Here is a 16,571-nt window from a genome sequence, read left to right on the forward strand (position 1 = left end):
GCTATATCGTTTCTAAATACGTTAAATACAAACGCGCATCAAACTCTAGCTGGTGGTAATCAGGCTCCATGTGACAACATAACGCATAAAATGCCTTGTTATGAGCTTTCTCTTTAATATGAGCCAACTCATGCACCACCAGCATACGTAGCAATGGCTCCGGCGCTTTACGAAACACACTCGAAATTCGGATCTCATTTTTAGCTTTTAGCTTATTACCATGAATACGAGAAATGAACGTGTGCAACCCTAATGCATTATTTACAATATGAATTTTAGGATCGTACACCACCTTACTTAACGGTGACGATTTTTTAATGTACTTATTCTTTAACGCTTGAGTATATTCAAACAACGCCTTTTCAGACGTAATATCATGCAGCGTTGGGTACTTATTATTCACCCATTCAGCCAATTTTCCATTCGTAACCATAAGTTCAATTTGAGCCAATATGTGCTCAGGATAGCCTTTTAAATAACGCAGTGTTGTCATTCTTCTTTACTCATATTCTTATTCTAACGTCTTCATCTATTGTACCCGAGTTTCTTTCTCGCTACTCTTTGCTATTAGTTTTTCTTTTCCTCTTCTATTTACAGGCACTGCATGAGTTTTTCCATACTTTTAAACGCCTAACTAAACACAGTAAAACACAAACAACAATTAACATAAAGATAACAATTTTAGATGAAAATCTGTTTAAAAAGTGAAGGCGTGCATATTTATGGGATCACCTAAATGATCAGAACGACAAACTCAGTAACCTTTTATTTACTATGGTAAATTTCCTGTAACAATAGCATTTAAAGTCAGCCTGAAATTCATCGTTAGAATGGAGCTCAAAAATGCACAAAAATGAACATTTACCCTTACCCACTAATACCAAGGAATGGTTTCTGAATAAAAACAGCCTTATCATTCTCGCCGACGTTACTCTTTTTGCTCTGCTGTATCATTTCCTACCTTTTGAAAGAGAGGTTGTTCTCGGTTTAAGTATCTTAGCGTTTGTTGCTATTTTATGGTTAACCGAAGCGCTGCACGTCAGTATTACCGCATTGCTCGTTCCCCTACTCGCCGTTGGCTTTGGGATCTTTGATACCACGAAAGCCCTCAGTAACTTCGCTAACCCAATCATCTTCTTATTCTTAGGTGGCTTTGCGTTAGCTGCTGCTCTACACCGACAAGAACTTGATAAAGTCATTGCAGATAAAGTATTGGTGCTCGCTAAAGGTAAGATGAGCACCGCTGTCTTTATGCTGTTTGGTGTCACTGCTGGCCTATCAATGTGGATAAGTAACACCGCCACCACCGCAATGATGCTGCCGCTGGTTTTGGGTGTTCTAAGTAAAGTAAACTCAAAGACAGGCCATAATACCTATGTCTTTGTACTGCTAGGTATTGCTTACTGTGCCAGTATTGGAGGAATTTCAACGATTGTAGGTAGCCCGCCGAATGCCATTGCTGCGGCTGAAGTAGGCCTAAGCTTTACTGAATGGATGGCATTTGGGGTCCCTGTAACCTTAATTCTATTACCTGTTACCGTCGCTCTATTGTATGTCATGCTAAAGCCAAACCTAAATGAAGTATTCGAACTAAACCACGAGCCAGTAACATGGGACAAAGGTAAAGTCGTTACTCTCATGATCTTTGGTCTTACCGTTACGCTATGGATCTTCAGTAAACCCATTAATTCAATGCTAGGTGGCTTCTCAAAATTCGATACCTTAGTTGCATTGATGGCGATTGTGTTACTTGGCTTCTCTCGAGTTGTACATTGGAAAGACGTTGAAAAAACCACAGACTGGGGCGTTCTACTGTTATTTGGTGGTGGTATTTGTTTAAGTAACATCTTAAAAGCAACAGGGACAAGTAGCTTCTTAGCACACAGCCTAAGTGATATTTTATCGCAAGCTGGGATCATATTTACCATTTTAACTGTAGCTGCGTTCGTTGTGTTCTTAACCGAATTTGCCAGTAATACCGCAAGTGCTGCATTGCTCATCCCTGTGTTTGCTAGCGTTGCTGAAGTGCTTGGGATCTCGCCTGTGGTGCTTTCCGCCATGATAGCTATCTCAGCCTCTTGTGCCTTTATGCTACCCGTTGCAACACCGCCAAACGCAATTGTATTTGGCTCGGGTCACATAAAGCAATCTGAGATGATGCGCGTTGGTATTTATCTCAACCTAGTGTGTATTGTTATTCTTACTGCTTTCGCTTCAGTCTTCTGGGCGTAATCAAACACTCTAAAATGACGATGGCCTCTGCTAAAAACAGAGGCCATCTTTTTTACAATAACCAATAACAGTAATTAACGCCAAAACTCATCATTAGGATCGCTCTCTTCACACCACGCATTATCTCTTCGTGCCGCTAAATACCATTGCAAACCATCAAATAAACCAAACGCCGCTGGACCACCTAGATGCTCAAATGCATCAAAAAACGCATCTTCTTGCTCAACTAACCTCTCTAGTGAATGACACGAATGCGTTATCGCCCACTCGATGGCCTCAGGCTGAGCAATCGCCCCATCCATCACTACAGCAACAAGAGGCAAAACCGCACTTGATTGCTCTGCTTCATTTAACTCACGAAGATCGTCTTTATCTTGCTCTTGGCTTTTTATCTCATCAATAATTGCCCGACGATCTCGGTAAGAGACTTCACGATTTAAGGTTGCAATACGTAATGCATAAGCAAAACGCTCAGATCCAACAATTTCCACAATTGTCTCTAATAACACCAAATCCAATGACAAGGCTTTTACGTGGTACTCAATACAGGCTTGAATACTCAAATAGCGTACACCATTGAATTCATAACCATAACTTTCATCGTAACCATCTAATGGATCTCCATCGACCGAGATATCCCACCCAATATATTCCACTCGCGCCTTGGCTATTTCATACATCGGCCACGCACTTTTACCAAACCCTTCCAAAATGGCACCATCGAACTCAGATTCTTCTAACTCTTCTTTGGTCCACTGCAAACCAATACCCAAATGCTTAGCGTACTTATTCATTAATGCATGTTTAATTTGATCTCGAAACGACCAGATAGATTCAGACACCCCAGCCGCAGGCAAAGCCAAGCACTCTTTACAGGCCGGAATTTCAATCGGTTGATGGGTAATTTGACTAGCTTGATGAGACGATTTAGGGAAAGAAAGGAGATCGAACGAAGGCTCACCACAAAACCAACAGGTGTGTCTGAGGTTAAAAGGAATATCAATAAGAGAATAATGAGCCATAGGGTTTCCATACTAAAAAAGAAAACCCTAGTTTAACTGATACTGAGTATTAAGAAATTACTCTTTTCCTCTCAATATACGAAATGTATGTATCGCCATTGGAATAATGATCACTGCCAAGCCAATGATTAAAAATTCCATAAATATCATGAATGCACTTTGTGATTCACTAAAAAACATGCCGCCACCCTGAATTAATTAAGCCGTTATCACCTAGCCCAGTGATACTATTTTTGTATCTATACTCTGGGTTGATTATTTTAGAGTTTTATCTCTATTATTTTCATTCTACGTATTATGCTGCTTTCCTTTGTAGTTTTATATATTTTATTCACAAAAAACAGAGCTTACATCACAATTAACGAACCAAGTTAACTTACTGATATTAAACACAATAAATAACCGACTAAAAATAACGCTTATAGATAAGACGAAACAACACAACACGCTATTTACTCAAGCAGCTCGCATTACCAACTATCACAACCTGAGTAAAGGGAGTAACCGAAGAATAAAGCAGTAGGAGTGAGAAAAACCAAAGCTAAACATTATTAAGGAAAAGAAAAGCTTGGTATGATTTGATAAAGATATTTTATATGGTTAAGTCATCATGGCTGATAGCAATTATTACAATAACAATGCAGATACTTTTTTCACAAATACCGTTGATGTAGATGTAAGCTCTCTCTATCAGGAGTTTACACCTTACCTTCCTGCCAATGCTAGCGTCATTGATGCTGGATGCGGTTCAGGCCGAGACACTCTGTATTTTTTAAAACAAGGTTATGACGTTATTGCGTTTGATGCGAGTAAACAATTAGTTTCACTCGCCACAATGCAGACACTGCATCCTATTTCACATACCACCTTCTTAAAATTTACAACGAAAAAAGAAAGCCAAGATGGTATCTGGGCCTGTGCTTCTTTGCTTCATGTACCTATGAATGAATTACGACAAACATTCCTTTACCTCAGCCAATTTCTTAAAAAAAATGGCATTTTCTATTGCTCATTCAAATATGGAGATAATGAAGTAGAACGAAATGGACGTCGTTTTACCAATCTGAATGAGACACGACTAGAAAAATTACTTATTACTCTACCGCTTTCCGTCAAAGCAATATGGATCACAGAAGATGTACGCCCAGATCATGCAAATGAACAATGGCTAAATGTAATTTTAGTTAAGTTATAACCCTTTGAATAAAGTCATTCGGTGATGCTTTAAATATTTCTCATGCTCTCTATTTACATGGAAAGCCATTCCATCTGTAATACCTAAAATATCAGGTTTTTCTAACTGCCTAGATACCATAACTTTTCCTGAGTTTTCAAAAGAAATAAAACCAAGATCAAACGCTTTATCTAAATTAGCAAGTAATAATAAACCGTTAAATTTATCCAGACGCTCATCATTATTTGCATCTCGCCAAGGTTTGATATGTGAAGCAACCAACATCTGTGTATTTTTATATCCAGTGACCGAACAGCCTTTCCACATTTCAATAAGTTGCTTTCTAAAGGTACCTTGCCCCATTCGAGTATTAACCATTATTGATTTTTCAGTTTGAGTCAGTTTTTTATCTTCAAAAATATTTTTAAGATCTGTCTTAACGTCGATTTGAGATAAATCAGAAAGAAAACGTTGATATGAGTTTAGGGCTGCGCTGTACATACTATTGCCCCTAGCATTAAATTCTTTAAATTTGTCTAAGGAACGAGCACTTTCAGAAAGACGACAAAATTCACGAAAAGACTTTATTTCAGTTAATGGTTCATCAAGAAGTCTCTCTTGTATCATCCAATTGGAAATTGACCCTTTAATTGCTTGAGAATAATTTCTAGCCGTCTTTTCTGATTTGCCAACATCAAGAAGCCACTGAATATATAGATCCGTTAAATCTGACAAATTTTCCACTAAAGAGTCTTTAAAATCATTAACCACTATCGGACTTTTGAGGTAATCAAACAGCTCTTCATCTAAATAGGCATAATCAACCGCTTTATTTGAGTACCCTTTAATAAGAGAAGCATCGATACCTTCTTGATAAGCTAAATGCCAAAAGCCTTCATTTTTAAGATGGAAAAAAGGATTTTCAGGAGTATCTCTATCTTGCCCTTGCTTACGCTCATTAAAGAAATGAGTAAACCGATCTTTTAATGTTGCATCAAGCTTAATCTTATTCTCATAGATATAGCCTGCCTGTATTAAATCCATAACAGAAAGCAACATGCAGACTTTATGAGGACTCTTTCGTCCTTTGTTATTATTCATGTTCAAGTTACGGAATTTGTCTACATAATAATCGACAGGCATACATCATCCTATAAATAGCTTTAAGTTAGAATAAAATCATGAAACTAATAATACTATACATTCTAGAAACTCATTAATATTAGTCAATATTTTATCGTAAAAAAACATAAAAAATATCAATAAATCAAAATGTTAGTTTATTTAGTTATTAATCACTTTTTTTAATAGAATATTAAACTATAATTCGGACAACATTCTTGTTTCGAGTAGTACATGGCTGAATTAATACCAACATTAAACACCTGCTTATCAAAAATGACATCAGGTGAGAGACGCTTTGCTCAGCGTCTAGAGAGCTTATTAGAAGATGATTATATATGTTGGTATGACATTCCTGTCGGGCGTCTACGCCGTTACCCTGACTTTATTATTCTACATCCTGCTCGAGGGTTGCTATTTCTTGAAGTAAAAGACTGGAAACTCGATACAATAAAGAGTATTGATTCCTGCCGAGTTGAACTACTTACCCCTAAAGGAATTGAAACAACAAGTAATCCAATTGAACAAGTTCGTCAATGCAGTTATCAAGTTATTGATAAACTCAAACGAGATAAATTGCTCATCAATCAAGAAGGGAAATACACTGGAAACTTATGTCTTCCTTACGGTTATGGTGTTGTACTAACCAATATTACTCGAACACAGTTAGATAGATCCATTCCCTTAGAAGCACAAGATTCAATACTTCCTCATCACTTAGTGATCTGCAAAGATGAAATGGTAAGTACAATGGATCCAGAGCAGTTTCAATCTAAGTTATGGCGTATGTTTAATTATCAGTTTGGAGATAAACTAACGTTACCTCAGATTGACCGTATTCGTTGGCATCTGTTCCCTGAGATTCGGATTTCAACATCAGTTCAACATCAGTTCAACAAACTTTACTTCCTTTAGAAGATAAAACCGAAGCCTTAAATCTACATAATCATATTCCCGATATCATTAAGATAATGGATATTCAACAAGAGCAATTAGCTCGAAGTTTGGGTGATGGGCATCGTGTTATTCATGGTGTCGCAGGATCTGGTAAAACTCTAATTTTAGGCTACCGTTGCTTGCATTTAGCAGATCAATTAAAGAAGCCTATTCTTGTTCTCTGCTTTAACATCACATTAGCAGCAAGATTACGCAGCTTTATTGATGACAAAGGCATTTCTGGACAAGTTCAGGTCTATCACTTTCACGATTGGTGCGGCCAACAAATTAAAACCTACCACTTAGATGTAATGAAAAGTGAGGCTCCTTATTGGGAACGACAAGTTGAAACTGTTATAAATGGCGTTGAAAAAGGGGTTATTCCAAAGGGGCAATATGGTGCATTACTTATTGATGAAGGGCATGATTTTGAAGCCGAGTGGCTTACTTTAGTTACTCAAATGATAGACCCTGATACCAACTCCCTTTTATTGCTTTATGATGATGCTCAGTCTATCTATACAAAGAAAGGAAATTTAGATTTCAGTTTAGCTAGTGTGGGGATTCAAGCCCAAGGTCGAACGACTGTATTGCGTTTAAATTATCGTAACACTAGAGAAATACTGACATTTTCTTATCAGTTTGCTAAACAATATTTCGAAAATTCTGATGTAAAAGAGATCCCATTGATTCATCCTGAATCGGCAGGCATTACTGGCTCTCACCCTGTTGTTAAGAAGTTTTCAACAATAGAAAAAGAGATTGAATATGCAATAAAATGCTTATTGCACTGGCAAAAACATGGTTATGCATGGAGTGATATTGCGATTATCTATCCTTGTAAACACATTGGCACTTTAGTGGCTAATACTTTAAAAAAGAAAAATATTCCTTATATACTACTCGCTAAACCTGAATATAAGAGAAAATATAATCCTGCTAAAAATGTAGTCAATGTACTGCCAATTCCTAGTAGTAAAGGACTAGAATTTAAAACTGTCGTGATTTTAAACGCCTCACATATTCCGAAAAAAAGCAGCGACCGCTCAGAAGATATCCGTCGTCTATATGTTGGAATGACACGTGCAACTCATAATTTACTTACGACTTATCATCAAGAAAATGAGTTAAGCGAAAGCCTTGAAGCTGCGGTTACAATAAATGTATAACCCCCAGCCCTTATTGTGACCCGTAGGGCCAAGACACAGCGAAGCGTTTTGTGGCTTGGTTGAGCCATTGGGGTTTGCGAAGAATGAGCGGCCCCAATTCGCGAGATAAAGCAGGTTGCCCGAAGGGTGCTTTAATGACTAAGAAATAAAGCCTATCTCTTAGTCATCAATTATTAAGCGATGTTGTTTAGGTTGCGCTGTTGATCCATGTATACCTTTAATCGGTTTACTCTTGATTCAATCTCTTTTTCTCTTAGCTCCCCACGCTTCATTGCGAAATTAATGGCTTGTTGGTCGTACACACCTTCATTTTGCATTTTCATATAACTAATGCTGTTTTTAAGTACTTCTTGACTTCTGTCTCGCTCAATTGATTCGGTTTGAATTTTGCCAATTGCTTCTACTTTCATATAAACCTCAAACTACGATGTTTTTTATTATTTTATGGAACATTAGATCCAAGTTCTGTAGCGGTCAAGTAAAACTGGAGGTATTCAGCATGTGAGTATGAAAAATGCCTCTAATTTTTACTTCATTATTGGATAGGTGAAAAATACAAGGTGAGCAAAATTAGACAAGAAGTGGAATAACACGGCAACCCACAAACGCGAGCTGTAGTGGTAGGCTAACCCATAGCCAACGCCTGCTAATGCTGCAAAAGCGACCAGTAATAATCCACCGCCAATATGAGCTAAACCAAAGAGTAAGCTTGCTATTGCCACACCCGTTATCCAACCAAATCGCTTACTTAATGATTGCTGTATAAACCCACGAAAGAAGGCTTCTTCTGCTACACAGGTAAGTAATAAGTTATTTAATGCAAATAACCACCACCAGTTTGGGATGGTTAACTCGGGTTGTAATGCGCCTAATCCCCACGCTATTGGCAATAAGCTGAATAAGGGTATGGAGGTGAGTATAATGGCTTTTTTATTGAACGTTGCTTTACTTCCCAAGATGGTGGGATAAGCCAATAGTAGCCCAAAGAAGATGAATGGTTTATCTAGGTTTAAGTACATGGAAAACGGAATGCTTTGTGGCCCTGTGATAACGGCATCAAGCACTTTGGCATTAGTAAAACCTGGGATTAAGTGTAGAAAAAGAGCCACACACCAAAGGAAGATAAATAGGTAAGCACCTATCTGCCATTTGCGTTCTAAATTTGGGGTTTTATAAGCAATAAAAAGGCCGACAGTAAGAAAAACTAAGCCGGTTATATTTAACCTTTCTTCTATTATCCCTCCTACTAAGCTGACGCCAAGCAGGGCTAAACTGGGTTTTATCTGATGACAAAAAGCAAATACAATGGCCAAAGCAAGTGGCAGCCAGATCCACATTGAGAGGTCTAAAATCATAACAAGTCCTTTAAAAAGTAATAGCAACGTCTAAGTGCGTCTTAAATGTGATACTAAGCCTACTGATAGGCTGCAACAATGAAAAGATAAATACACTTTTTTGTCGATGTTTTTAAAGGACTGTCTCTTTATGGTGACTTTATTTTACTTAATCACCTTTCAATGATCTCTAGAGGTTATTTACTCTGTCTGTTGGCTTAATAGCATTTCATCTAAACCACCACCATTATGTACTTGGGTAAAGCCTTCTTGTTGTAGGTAACTCATGGCTTTACCTGAGCGGTTTCCACTGCGGCAATAGACAACGATGGGGGTGTCTTTGTCTATGTTGGCAAAAGCTGTATCTACTGTGTTTAACGGGAGGTTGGCGGCGTCTTTTAAGTGTCCTTGGTTAAATTCACCTGGGGTGCGTACGTCGATAAGTAATGCGCCTTGCTCGATAAGATCCCACGCTTTATCACCTCGCTCTGAAGCCCAACTGGTAAAAGAGGCCATAGCAAGTAGTAGACTCAACCCTACTTTGGTTTTCATTTATTATCCTTTTAAATGCCTAATAATGGTTGTCCATACTTTAATCTTGCTTATGGTTTTTATCTAGATTATTGATCGTATTTATAAACCTAGATCAAAAAAAACCAGTGTATTCGCTTCAATAGCGGAATAACACTGGCTTTCTGATGCTATCAGCTCTCACTCGGTGAGTACGTTAATTTACACTTTGTTTACGGTGTTTAAAATCAACCAGCATACCTAGGATAAACACACCCACGGTTACAAATAGAATGCTTTGGAATACATGGTGATATTGCGTTGCTGACACGATTAAATCTAATGTGCCTGCGTTAGCGCTTGTGTCTGTTGAGGTAAATTGAGCGATGTCTGCCGCTAAGTAGTTCGCCACTGAGCCTCCTGCAAGCATATAGATGCCGGCTAATGTACCTGTTGCGCCCTGTGGGTTTAATCGTGTAATGGCTGCTAGCGCCACTGGGTCAATAAACAACTCGGCCACGCCAATGCACAATAAACCAATCATTAACCATACAAAGGTGGTTTCACCGCTTGCCATCGCTAATTTAGAGGACAAGGTAATTAAGCTGAACCCTGCGGTTAACAATAAAAGACCAATATTAAGTTTGGTTAATGTTCTTACTGAGATGCTTTTCGAATCAAGTATTTTCCACAACCAGGCAACACCTACCCCTCCGACAATTACAGCAACTGGGTTGATGGCTTGGAAGAACGCGGTTGGAATATCAAACCCACCAATGTTGGTGTTGATGTTACGCTCGATAAACAAGCTGATTGAGCTGCCACCTTGTTGGTCAAACGCCCAAAATACGGTGCCAAATAGCATGAAGTACATGATGGAATTCAACTTTTTGCGATCTTCTGCATCACTTTTTCTGTACAAGTTAATTATGTAGATCGCGGACATTAAACAAATTACAAATAAGATATAACCTGCCCATAAGTTTTTAAGGACAAACACTAAGCTTACTGTAGCAACCGCAACGGCAATAATAAGCAAAGACCAATGTGGGATACCTGCGCTTTTTTGCTTCAATGCAGGTATGTTGGGCTGGCTTACATGGCTAAAGTGCTTACGGCCTGAGATAAACACACACAACCCAATAAACATACCGATACCGGCTAATGAGAAACCAACGTTCCAGCCCCATTTCATCGCAGCAAAACCGCATAATATAGGGGCTATCATTGAGCCAATATTGCCACCGATGTACGAGATAGAGAATCCCGCTTCTCGTCCGTGCTCTTGTTCTTTGGTTTGGTACAACTCACCTAACAAACAACTGGAATTGGTTTTAAAGAAGCCGTAACCACAGATGATGAGTGACAGCGCTAAATACAGTGTGGTGTTGTCATGGCCAGGAAGGCTCAGTACAAAATGTCCCCCTACCATTAATAAACCACCAAGAATAACGGACCAATAGTTACCTAAATATTTATCGGCTAAATAACCACCAATGATTGGGGTTACATAAACTAGTGATGTATACGCACCATACAAGGCGTAGGCATGTTGGTCTGACATTAATAGTTTTTCGGTTAAGAAAAGTATCAATAAAGAGCGCATACCGTAATAGCTGAAGAATTCCCACATTTGAATGGCAATAATGTGGAATAGCCCTTTAGGTTGTTTGATCGTATTCATCTGCTGTCCCGTAATTGTTACGTCGAGTAAGTATTAATACTGTCTATTGATACTTATTCACTAATATTGGCTAAACATACACAGCAACGATTAAAACACCAAGCAGTTTGCGGTAAATCTCGTGCAACATAAGTTTTCAAAAATGAAGAGTAAGGAATGATGATGTTCTCATGATTAAGATTGGTTAATATATGTATTAAATAAAATGAATCAAAGCCATTTTTTGCTTGTATATATGACCGCTTCTTAACGTAGATTAAGGATCTTCTTATACATTGAGGCTAATATTGCTGACATATTGTCAACGATGACAAAAAATACAAATATCGATTTTAAAGAGGATTGCACTTGAGCACTTTGTTTACAGAAACCCAGATTGGCAATATGACACTAAAGAACCGCTTTGTTCGAAGTGCAACGTGGGAAAATATGGCGACTGAAGAGGGCCATATGACAGACAAACTTTACGATATCTATGAAGAGCTAGCCCAAGGTGAAGTCGGCTTAATAGTGACAGGTTATGCAAATATCGTTGAGGAAGAAAAGCCTAACGCAGGCATGATGGGTATGTACAACGATTCTTTTATTGCTGAGTACCAAAAGCTGACTGAGTTAGTGCACAAGTATGATTCTAAGATTGCGATGCAACTGGCGTATGGTGGTACAAAAACCACGTATAACGTCGGCGAGCGAGTGATTTTTGCGCCAAGTGAGGTGTGTGAAAGAGGCACGAAAACCTTGGGCAAAGCGATGACTAAAGATGAGATTGATTACATTGTTGAGGCGTTTGCTCAAGCAAGCCGTCGTGCTCAAGAGTCCGGCTTTGATGGTGTTGAGATCCACGCGGCGCACACTTATCTAATCAATCAATTTTTAAGCCCTTATTATAACCGCCGTGAAGATGAATACGGTGGCAGCTTAGATAATCGCATGAGATTCTTAATTGAGATTTATGCCAAGATCAGAGATCTAGTCGGTAATGATTTCCCAATTTTAGTGAAGCTAACAGCAACAGAGTTTTTTGATGGCGGTTTAACCTTTGATGACACTCGCCTTATCTGTAAAAAACTGGAACAGATTGGTGTCGATGCCATTATCGTTTCAGGCAATATTCACGGCAATGCGAGCACCATGATTGGCGAGTCATTTGATGGTTATACGTTGCAAGATGAAGGCTATTTCCGAGAATATGGTGCGGTAATCAGTGAAGATATTTCTATCCCTGTAATTACTGTGGGCGGTCTTAACGATATTTGTGCGATTGAAGCCATTGCTGAGAACACTAATATCCAATATTTTGCTTTATCACGCCCTTTACTTGCTGAGCCTCAGTTAATCAAACGTTGGAAAGAAGGCAGCAGAGCAGAAGTGGATTGTGAGCGTTGCTCTAAGTGCCGTACTAAGCGTGGTAACTTCTGTGTGGTGTATAAAAAAAGAAAACCAAAGAAAGTTGAAGTGCACGCTTAAGAGTTAATCTCTTTTTTGCTAATCAATAAATATAAAAACGCCGCAGGTATTAACTGCGGCGTTTTAGTTTGATTTACCAGAGGGGAATTTTTTCATTATGGAACTTTTCTTCCATAGTTATTGGATAATTACGCTATTTTTATCTTAACGTACATTGTATATATTACTTCCATCAACAACGCGTTAGACAGGTGTTCTGCCTTTCGTTTTTGTTCATCTTATTTTAGGAATTAAACATGACTCACCCAATTATTGCCGACCTAAACACTCGTTACACAACAAAAAAATACGATGCAACTAAACGTATTTCAGCAGAAGATATGGATGTGATTAAAGAAGCAATCCGTCTATCTGCTTCTTCTATTAACTCTCAGCCTTGGAAATTCATTGTTCTTGAAAGTGATGAAGCAAAAGAGCGTTTCCACGGTACGTTTGCAAATATGTTCCAGTTTAACCAACCACACGCAAAAGAAGCATCACATACGATTTTGTTTGCACACAACCCTAAATTTGATAAAGATCAATACCGTAAAGTGGTTGATGCTGAAGTAAGTTCAGGTCACCTTCCTGCTGAGCGTTACAACGACATGCTTGATGGTGCGTATGGCTTTGTTGAATTGAATACTGATGAAAATGGCTTCAATGGCAACTGGACTAAAGCACAATCTTATATCGCTTTAGGTAACACACTGCATACACTTGCACGTATGGGTATTTCATCTACTTCTATGGAAGGCGTTGATGCAGCATTAATTGGTGAGACATTCAAAGATGAGCTTGATGGTTACGTATGTGACTTTGCGCTTGCTATGGGTTACCACAAAGAAGTTGAAGATTATAACCACGGTCTTCCAAAAGCACATTTACCAATGGAAGATGTGATTACCGTTCTATAAGAACCAAGTTAATCTACACTGCTTATAATTTACGATAACCCTGCTTTTAATAAGTGGGGTTATTTTTTATTAAGATTTTGATAACTGATACATGCTGTCAAAATCAGGAATATGTTGCTCCCAACGAGGCGGCTCTCCGATATACTCTTTCACTGCTGCAATAAACTCTCTCACTAGCGCGGTCTGCTTTCGATGCGGATATAAAGCATAAACTGCAAGCCCCTTGTTACAAATGGCATAGTTTGTTAATAACGGTTTTAGTTTCATCTCTTCGATTGTACACGCCAAATTGGACGAAGCGATTACGGCATAACCTAACCCATCCTTCACGCCTTCGAGTAGAGTCCTTACGTCATTAACCTTGTAGTTACCCTTCATCTTGTAGTTTTTAAACTGCTTTGAATCGGGGGTTTCACTAAACCTAACGGTATCCACCGTTAATGTGCCATTGCTGTAAATAACAGAAGGCAAACTGACAAGTTCTTCTGGTGTGGTTGGCTCGCCATATTGCTCAATAAATTCATGCGAAGCTAAAACAACCGCACGAATATCCGCTATTTTTTTGGCAATCAAACTTGAATCATCCAAGCGACCTAACCGAAAAGCAACATCAAAGTGATCGGTAATAATGTCTGTACGTTTGTCGTCAATTAGCAGCACAATCTCTACATCTGGGTACGATTTCATGAATTTACTGATCACAGGTTGCAGATATTGCTGGCCAATATGCACAGGAGCGGTGATCCGAATCCGACCTTTTGGCTCTGCATGATAAGAGTCAGCAATGGTTTGTACATGACCGATGGTGTTAACCAGTTGATGAGCTTGCTCTAAAATCTCTTCACCTGCTGGTGTTAAAGAAAAGGAACGAGTGGAACGGTTAAGTAACTGGACTCCTAATTCGGTCTCTAATTTTTTGATCTGTTTGGAAAGCGTCGAATTGTCCATATCATGCAGCGCAGCGGCTTTGGTAAACGAGCCTTGTTGTACAACATCAATAAAGAGTGAAAGCTGATTAACCAGAGACATGACGGATCCTTTGTTTAAATAGAGAGGCGTTAACTAATGACATTATAAATCATTAACTAAAGCCTATCATATTTGTCTAAATATAACGTGTTATCAACGGATAGATGATGTTAATCATCACCCTGTTCTTTGTTTACTGTTACTTACCAAGGATCTTTTGATAAATGCGTTCTGCCAATTGATGACTGGCAATATTACGATCTACCGTTGTTGTGGCTAACTTCCCTTTCTCTACAACACTAATCCAATCTTGGATCATATGGTCAAACCCTTTACTGGTTAGCATTGGCGTCCAATCTTTAAGGGAAAGCTTTTGCTCTGTACTGTGATGCCAGATTTTCCCTTCGACAAAAGAGCTAAACTCAAAAGCTTGATTCGCATAACTTGCCGAGACTCGCTCTGTTGTGATTCCAAAATGACGATCCATTGAAGCATGCAATAAAGTCTCACCAACTTGCCATTGCACATCTAACCTTGCGAGTTGATTGCCTTGTATTTGATGCGTGATATGCAGATCATCTATCGTTGCCTGAGCATTTAAGTTGATACTGTCTAATGGATGGATAAAATCATCAAAAATAAAGGTGCGAAGATCACCCGGTAAAGCATGGCGATGTTTCTCCCATCGCAGTGAGCGTAGTTGACCTACTTCTCCGTTTGCCAACTCTGGTAAATGTTGATTATATAGCGGGATGTGGCGACGATTAAAACCAACATAAAGTGGCTGATTATGCTTGGCAGCAATAGTGTAAAGTTGCTCAACCTCTTCAGCTGAATCCGCTAACGGTTTATCTACAAAGGTAGGTACTCCGTTTTTAAGAAAGAAGGAAGCGATGTCAAAATGCACCTGAGTGGCCGCATGGATCATTACCGCATCAACGCCCAAAGTTAATAGCTCTTGGTAATCTTCACAATATTGATCCACACGATATTTCTGTGCCAATTGTTTAAGTACCTCTGGATTACGAGTACAAAAAACCGACTGAATATTCTCAAGCTGTGTGATGATAGGCAGGTACGCTTTTTGAGCAATATCACCCAAACCAATGATTCCAATTTTCATGCTGCTCCTTGTTTAAACTTGTTAGATATACTGCAACGCTATCACAACTTTATAAGGTTGCCATCATTTAAGTGGTTTAGTTGACCAAGTAGGCAGCGTGGTTGAAATGATCCAAAGTATCGCAGAACAAACTAATCTACTCGCTCTTAATGCGGCAATTGAAGCAGCCCGAGCTGGTAAGCAAGGCCGTGGTTTTGCAGTAGTTGCTGATGAGGTGCGCTCTCTAGCAACACGAACTCAAGCATAAACCGAAGAGATCAGCGCTATCATTGAGTCAATTCAAACTCAAACAGATAAAGTGGTTACTAATATTGAAAAGTGCAGCATGCAAGGGGAAAGTTCAGTAGAAAAAGCCAGTAGTGCAGAACAGATCCTTAATAAAATTATTGTTGATATGGCGACAATTTCTGACTCTTCAATTCAAATTGCATCAGCGATTGAAGATGCAAAATACGACAACCAACGAGGTTAGTCAAACTATCACAGAGCTGAATGATTTAACCGAAAGTAATATTCACTCAGCGCAGGCATGCCTTACTGAACTGCAAAATGTTGCAGATCAAGCAGATGAAATGAAAGAGCAAGTGTCACAATTTAAAACAAGTTAACCTTAAAATTACAGAAACTAATAGCAAAAGCGCCAACTTATACATTGGCGCTTTTTTATTGACTAACATAAGATTAATTTCAAAAAATAATCATACCGTTATTAATCTTTCTTATTAAATTCAAACAATACACTGACCACCAACACGCCTATCACTATCGTAATCGCATAACTCATCCATATAACTAGCTCCATTAGTGGGCTTAACCCATCCGATATAAACATTACCCCTCCTTGAGTAAATTTCATGTTTAGGATGACATCCTAAACGCAAGCACAAAAACAAAGTGTGACCACTGCCAAAATCATAACGAAATTATAAAAAA

At 38.7% G+C, this 16,571-nt stretch carries 19 protein-coding genes; 9 read left to right on the plus strand and 10 right to left on the minus strand.

All coding sequences use genetic code 11. The features are described from left to right. Position 1: 1 nt before the first annotated feature. Complete coding sequence (locus tag Q1K78_RS09005) at positions 2-493, minus strand: M48 family metallopeptidase (protein WP_300177092.1); 492 nt, start codon at positions 491-493, stop codon at positions 2-4. Positions 494-843: 350 nt separating this feature from the next. Here Q1K78_RS09005 and Q1K78_RS09010 point away from each other — a divergent pair, with 350 nt between their 5' ends. Further along, positions 844-2,232 (plus strand): DASS family sodium-coupled anion symporter, encoded by a 1,389-nt coding sequence (locus Q1K78_RS09010; protein ID WP_300177095.1) that lies wholly within the window; start codon positions 844-846, stop codon positions 2,230-2,232. 74 nt (positions 2,233-2,306) lie between these two features. On the opposite strand, the gene Q1K78_RS09015 is transcribed toward Q1K78_RS09010, so the two are convergent. Beyond that, positions 2,307-3,254, minus strand: a complete 948-nt coding sequence (locus Q1K78_RS09015; RefSeq protein WP_300177098.1) for a hypothetical protein — start codon at positions 3,252-3,254, stop codon at positions 2,307-2,309. A gap of 610 nt (positions 3,255-3,864) precedes the next feature. Here Q1K78_RS09015 and Q1K78_RS09020 point away from each other — a divergent pair. Continuing rightward, a complete protein-coding gene (locus Q1K78_RS09020) occupies positions 3,865-4,449 on the plus strand; it encodes a class I SAM-dependent methyltransferase (RefSeq protein WP_300177101.1) in 585 nt (194 codons plus the stop codon). Here Q1K78_RS09020 and Q1K78_RS09025 read toward each other — a convergent pair. Then, a complete protein-coding gene (locus Q1K78_RS09025; RefSeq protein WP_300177104.1) occupies positions 4,444-5,571 on the minus strand; it encodes an HNH endonuclease in 1,128 nt (375 codons plus the stop codon). The two genes, Q1K78_RS09020 and Q1K78_RS09025, sit on opposite strands and share 6 nt — an antisense overlap. A 213-nt stretch (positions 5,572-5,784) precedes the next feature. Between Q1K78_RS09025 and Q1K78_RS09030 the strand changes: the two genes are divergently transcribed. Together Q1K78_RS09030 and Q1K78_RS09035 are read left to right on the plus strand one after the other, a co-directional pair. Next, on the plus strand, positions 5,785-6,465 hold the full coding sequence (locus Q1K78_RS09030; RefSeq protein ID WP_300177107.1) for a nuclease-related domain-containing protein: 681 nt from the start codon (positions 5,785-5,787) through the stop codon (positions 6,463-6,465). Between the two features lie 56 nt (positions 6,466-6,521). Further along, on the plus strand, positions 6,522-7,655 hold the full coding sequence (locus tag Q1K78_RS09035; RefSeq protein WP_300177110.1) for a 3'-5' exonuclease: 1,134 nt from the start codon (positions 6,522-6,524) through the stop codon (positions 7,653-7,655). Positions 7,656-7,828: 173 nt separating this feature from the next. Here the strand turns inward: Q1K78_RS09035 and Q1K78_RS09040 are convergent, their stop codons facing one another. The 4 genes from Q1K78_RS09040 to Q1K78_RS09055 form a co-directional block, all read right to left on the minus strand. Further along, the gene (locus Q1K78_RS09040; RefSeq protein WP_300177113.1) at positions 7,829-8,065 is read right to left on the minus strand and encodes a hypothetical protein; all 237 of its coding nucleotides are present in this window, start codon (positions 8,063-8,065) and stop codon (positions 7,829-7,831) included. Positions 8,066-8,182: 117 nt separating this feature from the next. Then, positions 8,183-9,010 carry a type II CAAX endopeptidase family protein gene (locus Q1K78_RS09045; RefSeq protein WP_300177116.1) on the minus strand — a complete coding sequence of 276 codons (828 nt, stop codon included), beginning with the start codon at positions 9,008-9,010 and terminating at the stop codon, positions 8,183-8,185. A 180-nt stretch (positions 9,011-9,190) separates the two neighbouring features. Next, a complete protein-coding gene (locus Q1K78_RS09050) occupies positions 9,191-9,541 on the minus strand; it encodes a rhodanese-like domain-containing protein (RefSeq protein WP_300177119.1) in 351 nt (116 codons plus the stop codon). A gap of 175 nt (positions 9,542-9,716) precedes the next feature. After that, complete coding sequence (locus Q1K78_RS09055; RefSeq protein ID WP_300177122.1) at positions 9,717-11,183, minus strand: oligopeptide:H+ symporter; 1,467 nt, start codon at positions 11,181-11,183, stop codon at positions 9,717-9,719. A 348-nt stretch (positions 11,184-11,531) separates the two neighbouring features. Here Q1K78_RS09055 and Q1K78_RS09060 point away from each other — a divergent pair, with 348 nt between their 5' ends. Together Q1K78_RS09060 and Q1K78_RS09065 are read left to right on the plus strand one after the other, a co-directional pair. Continuing rightward, positions 11,532-12,650, plus strand: a complete 1,119-nt coding sequence (locus Q1K78_RS09060) for an NADH:flavin oxidoreductase (protein ID WP_300177125.1) — start codon at positions 11,532-11,534, stop codon at positions 12,648-12,650. Positions 12,651-12,886: 236 nt separating this feature from the next. Continuing rightward, positions 12,887-13,546: a nitroreductase family protein gene (locus Q1K78_RS09065; RefSeq protein ID WP_300177128.1), complete on the plus strand. Its 660-nt coding sequence runs from the start codon at positions 12,887-12,889 to the stop codon at positions 13,544-13,546. A gap of 69 nt (positions 13,547-13,615) precedes the next feature. Here Q1K78_RS09065 and Q1K78_RS09070 read toward each other — a convergent pair whose 3' ends face one another. Both Q1K78_RS09070 and Q1K78_RS09075 read right to left on the minus strand, forming a co-directional pair. Further along, positions 13,616-14,575, minus strand: a complete 960-nt coding sequence (locus Q1K78_RS09070) for a LysR family transcriptional regulator (RefSeq protein WP_300177131.1) — start codon at positions 14,573-14,575, stop codon at positions 13,616-13,618. A gap of 139 nt (positions 14,576-14,714) precedes the next feature. Beyond that, positions 14,715-15,638, minus strand: coding sequence for a Gfo/Idh/MocA family oxidoreductase (locus Q1K78_RS09075; RefSeq protein WP_300177134.1), 924 nt, complete (start codon positions 15,636-15,638; stop codon positions 14,715-14,717). A 106-nt stretch (positions 15,639-15,744) separates the two neighbouring features. Here Q1K78_RS09075 and Q1K78_RS09080 point away from each other — a divergent pair, with 106 nt between their 5' ends. From Q1K78_RS09080 to Q1K78_RS09090, 3 genes are all read left to right on the plus strand, one after another. Further along, the gene (locus Q1K78_RS09080) at positions 15,745-15,885 is read left to right on the plus strand and encodes a methyl-accepting chemotaxis protein (RefSeq protein ID WP_300177137.1); all 141 of its coding nucleotides are present in this window, start codon (positions 15,745-15,747) and stop codon (positions 15,883-15,885) included. 78 nt (positions 15,886-15,963) lie between these two features. Beyond that, positions 15,964-16,110 carry a hypothetical protein gene (locus Q1K78_RS09085; RefSeq protein ID WP_300177140.1) on the plus strand — a complete coding sequence of 49 codons (147 nt, stop codon included), beginning with the start codon at positions 15,964-15,966 and terminating at the stop codon, positions 16,108-16,110. Beyond that, positions 16,082-16,246 (plus strand): hypothetical protein, encoded by a 165-nt coding sequence (locus Q1K78_RS09090; RefSeq protein ID WP_300177143.1) that lies wholly within the window; start codon positions 16,082-16,084, stop codon positions 16,244-16,246. The genes Q1K78_RS09085 and Q1K78_RS09090 overlap by 29 nt, the downstream gene beginning before the upstream one ends. Before the next feature lie 101 nt (positions 16,247-16,347). On the opposite strand, the gene Q1K78_RS09095 is transcribed toward Q1K78_RS09090, so the two are convergent. After that, complete coding sequence (locus tag Q1K78_RS09095; RefSeq protein WP_300177146.1) at positions 16,348-16,470, minus strand: hypothetical protein; 123 nt, start codon at positions 16,468-16,470, stop codon at positions 16,348-16,350. Positions 16,471-16,571: the final 101 nt, after the last annotated feature.

Origin of the sequence: uncultured Aliivibrio sp., assembly GCF_946479765.1 — a bacterium.
GTDB lineage: Bacteria > Pseudomonadota > Gammaproteobacteria > Enterobacterales > Vibrionaceae > Aliivibrio.

Coding starts and splice junctions, on each gene's coding strand:
- Q1K78_RS09070 (WP_300177131.1), bottom strand. CDS start 14,575: ATGTCTCTGGTTAATCAGCTTTCACTCTTTATTGATGTTGTACAACAA.
- Q1K78_RS09020 (WP_300177101.1), top strand. CDS start 3,865: ATGGCTGATAGCAATTATTACAATAACAATGCAGATACTTTTTTCACA.
- Q1K78_RS09025 (WP_300177104.1), bottom strand. CDS start 5,571: ATGCCTGTCGATTATTATGTAGACAAATTCCGTAACTTGAACATGAAT.
- Q1K78_RS09040 (WP_300177113.1), bottom strand. CDS start 8,065: ATGAAAGTAGAAGCAATTGGCAAAATTCAAACCGAATCAATTGAGCGA.
- Q1K78_RS09075 (WP_300177134.1), bottom strand. CDS start 15,638: ATGAAAATTGGAATCATTGGTTTGGGTGATATTGCTCAAAAAGCGTAC.
- Q1K78_RS09015 (WP_300177098.1), bottom strand. CDS start 3,254: ATGGCTCATTATTCTCTTATTGATATTCCTTTTAACCTCAGACACACC.
- Q1K78_RS09055 (WP_300177122.1), bottom strand. CDS start 11,183: ATGAATACGATCAAACAACCTAAAGGGCTATTCCACATTATTGCCATT.
- Q1K78_RS09045 (WP_300177116.1), bottom strand. CDS start 9,010: ATGATTTTAGACCTCTCAATGTGGATCTGGCTGCCACTTGCTTTGGCC.
- Q1K78_RS09095 (WP_300177146.1), bottom strand. CDS start 16,470: ATGTTTATATCGGATGGGTTAAGCCCACTAATGGAGCTAGTTATATGG.
- Q1K78_RS09010 (WP_300177095.1), top strand. CDS start 844: ATGCACAAAAATGAACATTTACCCTTACCCACTAATACCAAGGAATGG.
- Q1K78_RS09090 (WP_300177143.1), top strand. CDS start 16,082: ATGCAAAATACGACAACCAACGAGGTTAGTCAAACTATCACAGAGCTG.
- Q1K78_RS09050 (WP_300177119.1), bottom strand. CDS start 9,541: ATGAAAACCAAAGTAGGGTTGAGTCTACTACTTGCTATGGCCTCTTTT.
- Q1K78_RS09030 (WP_300177107.1), top strand. CDS start 5,785: ATGGCTGAATTAATACCAACATTAAACACCTGCTTATCAAAAATGACA.
- Q1K78_RS09035 (WP_300177110.1), top strand. CDS start 6,522: ATGGATATTCAACAAGAGCAATTAGCTCGAAGTTTGGGTGATGGGCAT.
- Q1K78_RS09065 (WP_300177128.1), top strand. CDS start 12,887: ATGACTCACCCAATTATTGCCGACCTAAACACTCGTTACACAACAAAA.
- Q1K78_RS09085 (WP_300177140.1), top strand. CDS start 15,964: ATGCAAGGGGAAAGTTCAGTAGAAAAAGCCAGTAGTGCAGAACAGATC.
- Q1K78_RS09080 (WP_300177137.1), top strand. CDS start 15,745: ATGATCCAAAGTATCGCAGAACAAACTAATCTACTCGCTCTTAATGCG.
- Q1K78_RS09005 (WP_300177092.1), bottom strand. CDS start 493: ATGACAACACTGCGTTATTTAAAAGGCTATCCTGAGCACATATTGGCT.